The sequence below is a fragment of the Nonomuraea sp. NPDC003201 genome (assembly GCF_053590415.1).
Genome location: NZ_JBSFTC010000582.1, coordinates 1 through 3682, shown reverse-complemented (window position 1 = coordinate 3682; position 3682 = coordinate 1). Strand labels below are relative to the sequence as shown.

4 protein-coding genes are annotated in these 3682 nt (G+C 71.2%); 3 read left to right on the top strand and 1 reads right to left on the bottom strand.

The genetic code is table 11. The annotated features are described in order from the left end of the window. The coding region (locus tag ACWDX9_RS61105) for an aminoacyl-tRNA hydrolase (RefSeq protein WP_449973079.1) at positions 1-289 on the bottom strand (289 nt) is incomplete at its 3' end. A 144-nt stretch (positions 290-433) separates the two neighbouring features. Here ACWDX9_RS61105 and ACWDX9_RS61100 point away from each other — a divergent pair. The 3 genes from ACWDX9_RS61100 to ACWDX9_RS61090 all read left to right on the top strand — a co-directional run bounded on the left by ACWDX9_RS61100 (position 434) and on the right by ACWDX9_RS61090 (position 3517). Then, positions 434-1255 carry a hypothetical protein gene (locus ACWDX9_RS61100; protein ID WP_449973078.1) on the top strand — a complete coding sequence of 274 codons (822 nt, stop codon included), beginning with the start codon at positions 434-436 and terminating at the stop codon, positions 1253-1255. Further along, positions 1252-1851 carry an HAD family hydrolase gene (locus ACWDX9_RS61095; protein WP_449973077.1) on the top strand — a complete coding sequence of 200 codons (600 nt, stop codon included), beginning with the start codon at positions 1252-1254 and terminating at the stop codon, positions 1849-1851. Before ACWDX9_RS61100 ends, ACWDX9_RS61095 begins: the two co-directional genes overlap by 4 nt. A 118-nt stretch (positions 1852-1969) precedes the next feature. After that, the gene (locus ACWDX9_RS61090; RefSeq protein WP_449973076.1) at positions 1970-3517 is read left to right on the top strand and encodes an alkaline phosphatase D family protein; all 1548 of its coding nucleotides are present in this window, start codon (positions 1970-1972) and stop codon (positions 3515-3517) included. The last annotated feature ends 165 nt before the right edge of the window (positions 3518-3682 follow it).

Below are 3682 nucleotides of genomic sequence, written 5' to 3'. Positions count from 1 at the left end.
CCTCGCGCAGGCGCTGGGCCAGGCGGTGCGCCGCGGCCTCCCGGTTGCGCAGCTGGGAGCGGTATTCGGAGGCGGCGATCGTGATCGTCGGGGAGCCCAGCCGGTCGAGCGCCCTGGCCTTCAGCGCGGGCGGCAGCGCGGTGCTGGCGGCCACGTCGAAGACGAGTTCCACGCGGCTGTCGGTGGTGTTGACGCCCTGGCCACCGGGGCCCGACGAACGGGAGAAACGCCAGACGAGCTCGACGTCGGGAATGACGATCGAGTCGTTGACGATCAGCGGGCCGGGCATGGGCGGGACTCCTGTTCTCTCACCAGTATTAACAGTAAATGGGGGATATATGCCGCGCGCAACGGCATTTCCCATCCGCTCGATGGCGGACTGCAAGCGACGTGTGCCACCATCGCGCGTGGAGATCACGGGTGGGGAGGCGCTGTGACTGCGATCGTCGGCGTGCACGGGATCGGCAAGTACAACTATTACCTCGAGGCCGGGCGGTCCGCGACCGGGGCGGCCGAGGCCATGCGGGTCAAGTGGGACCGCTATCTGCAGGTGGCGCTCGGGGGCGAGGCGCGGCCGTACTTCAGCGAGGTCGCCTACTTCTCGCACCACCTGCACAGCGGCAAGGGCGGCGAGGAGGAGGCGAGGGCCGCCGCGGCGGCGGAGGGCCAGATCCAGCAGGTGCTCGTCGCCTGGGCGAAGAACCTGGGGGTGGGGGAGCACGTGACGGGGGCGCTCAAGTCGTTCACCGGCTGGCTGCTCGACCGGCTGGACGGCAGGTCGGCGGCGTTCGCCAAGCTGTTCGCGCCGGAGGTGGCGGCGTACCTCACGGACGCGATCAGGCGCGAGATGTGCCGGCAGGCCGTGGCCGACGCGATCAGGCGCAACCGGCCCAAGGTGGTGATCGCCCACTCGCTCGGCAGCGTGGTCGCGTACGAGACGCTGTGGGGCGACCCCAGCCTCCGGATCGACCTCCTGGTCACCCTGGGCAGCCCGCTCGGCATGCGCAACGTCGTCTTCGAGCGCCTCCTGCCCGCCCCCATCAACGGCCACGGCGAACGCCCCCCGGGCGTCAGGCGCTGGGTGAACATCGCCGACAAGGACGACATCGCCGCCATCCCGCCCAACCTGGCCGTCAGCTTCACCGGCATCGACGCCGAAGAGCTGGTCAACCTGGACTGGCTCGACTTTCACACGGTCGAGAAGTACCTAGGTTGCCCGGCGCTGGACCCGCATCTGCGACCATTCCTGGCATGACGTGGATTGTGTTCGACTACGGCGGCGTCCTGTGCCTGCCCCAGCTCGAGTCCGACAACGAGGCCATGGCGCGGGCGGTGGGCGCGGATCCGGACGCGTTCCGGCACGGCTACTGGGAGCACCGCCTGGAGTTCGACCGGGGGAGCCTGGGCCCGCTGGACTACTGGTCGGCCGTGCTGGACCGGCCCGTCACCCGGTCCGAGCTCGCCCGCCTGGTCGCCATGGACGTCGCGAGCTGGGCCTACCCGAACGAGAGCACGGTCATCCTGCTCGGCGAGCTGATCGGGGCCGGTCGTGACGTGGCGCTGCTGTCCAACATGCCCATCTGCGTCGGCGACGGCCTGGACGAGCTGCCCTGGATCGCCGAGGTCGGCCACCGCTTCTACAGCGGCAGGATGGGCCTGGTCAAACCCGACCGGGAGATCTACGACGCGATGGCCCGCGCGCTGGGCGCCGACCCGTCCGAGGTCGTCTTCATCGACGACCGCGAGGAGAACGTCGAGGGCGCCGAGCGCGCGGGCATGACCGGCGTGCACTTCACGGACGCGGCCACGCTCCGCGGAACGCTGTCTGGCGTTCACGGAGCCATCGGATGAACGCTCAGTGAGGTCATCGGCCGAGGCCGAACCTCGCGAACAGGACGACTGATGCTGTTCACCCGTGCTTGACTCGGCTGTCACGGCCGGGTCAGCGCGGGCGGACATACCTGTGAACGTGGACCGCAGAGCCTTCCTGACAGCGGCGACAGCCGGACTCCTCCTCCCCCAGACCGCCACACCGGCGGCAGCGGCCAGAACCCTCAGATCCGACCCGTTCACGCTGGGCGTGGCCTCCGGCGACCCGTCGGCCGACGGCTTCGTCCTGTGGACCAGGCTGGCGCTCGACCCGCTGGCCGGCGACGGCCGCGGCGGCATGCCCGCCCGTGACGTGGACGTGGACTGGCAGGTCTCGGCCGACGAGCGCTTCTCCAAGATCGTCAGGTCCGGTACGGCCACCGCCAGGTCGCGCGACGCCCACAGCGTCCACGTCGAGCTGGACGGGCTGGAGCCGGGGCGCGAGTACTTCTACCGCTTCAGAAGCGAGGGCAGGCTCTCCCCGGCGGCCCGCACCAGGACGACCCCCGCCGGGGAGACGCCGCTCAACTTCGCGGTGGCGGCGTGCGCGCACTACGAGCACGGCTACTACACGGCCTACCGCCGCCTGGCCGAGCAGGAGCCCGACCTGGTGGTGTTCCTCGGCGACTACATGTACGAGTACGGCCCCAGCGGCTACACGGCGCTGGCCGGCCGCGTACGCACCCATACGCCCGGCAAGTGCGAGACGCTCGCCGACTACCGGCTGCGGCACGCCCAGTACAAGAGCGACCACGACCTGCAGGCCGCGCACGCGGTGGCGCCGTGGCTGGTGGCGTTCGACGACCATGAGGTGGAGAACAACTGGGCCGGGCCCGTCTCCAGCACGAACGCGCCCGGCTTCACCACGCGCAGGACGCACGCGTTCCGGGCGTACTACGAGAACATGCCGCTGCGCCGCGCCAGCCTCCAGGGGGCGGTGCTCAGGGTGAACCGGCGGATCTCCTGGGGGACGCTGGCCCGCTTCCACCTGCTGGACACCCGGCAGTTCCGCGACGACCAGGCGTGCCTGGACGGCGTGCGGGCCGGGTGCGATGACCGGCTGGCGTCGGGGCGGACGCTGCTCGGGTCCGACCAGTGGCGCTGGCTGGAGAGCGGCCTGCGCGGCTCGACCACCCGCTGGAACCTGCTGGGGCAGCAGATCATGATGGCGCAGCGCGACTACAAGGTCGGGCCCGGGCGCGAGGTGAACCTGGACTCCTGGGACGGGTACGCCGCCGAGCGGACCCGGCTGCTGGGGTCGCTGGCGGGCACCGAGAACCCGGTGGTGCTGACGGGGGACGCGCACATGCACCACCTGGCCGAGCTCAAGACCGACTTCGACGACCCGGACTCGCCGGTGGTGGCCAAGGAGCTGATCGCCTCGTCGATCGCGAGCGACGGCGACGGGTACCGGGACCGGACGTGGATCGCGGAGGCGCTGCAGGAGAACCCGCACATCTCCTTCATCGACCAGCGGCGGGGGTACCTGATGGCGCGGCTGACCCGGGATGAGCTTTCCGTCGATTACCGGACATTGGACTACATCTCCCGGCGGGGCGCGCCGGCGAAGACCGCTCACCGGCTCACCATCCCCGCGACCACCGGTCCCGCGGCCGCCGGCCGGGCGGGCGCACCGCGCGTCGGCTGAACGTTTGCTGGGAGCAGCCTGAAAATCCCCTCAACCGTGCACACGCCTGGCGGGCTGGCCGCGCCTGCCGCACCCACCGGGACGCCCGCCGTACCCACCGGAGGCGCGCGCCCGCCTGGCGTGCCCGCCGGCGCAGCTGCCGTGCCCTTCGGACGCGCGAGGCGG

What these genes read in the sequence shown, in the direction of transcription:
- ACWDX9_RS61095 (WP_449973077.1), top strand. Translation starts at nt 1,252, where the DNA reads ATGACGTGGATTGTGTTCGACTACGGCGGCGTCCTGTGCCTGCCCCAG.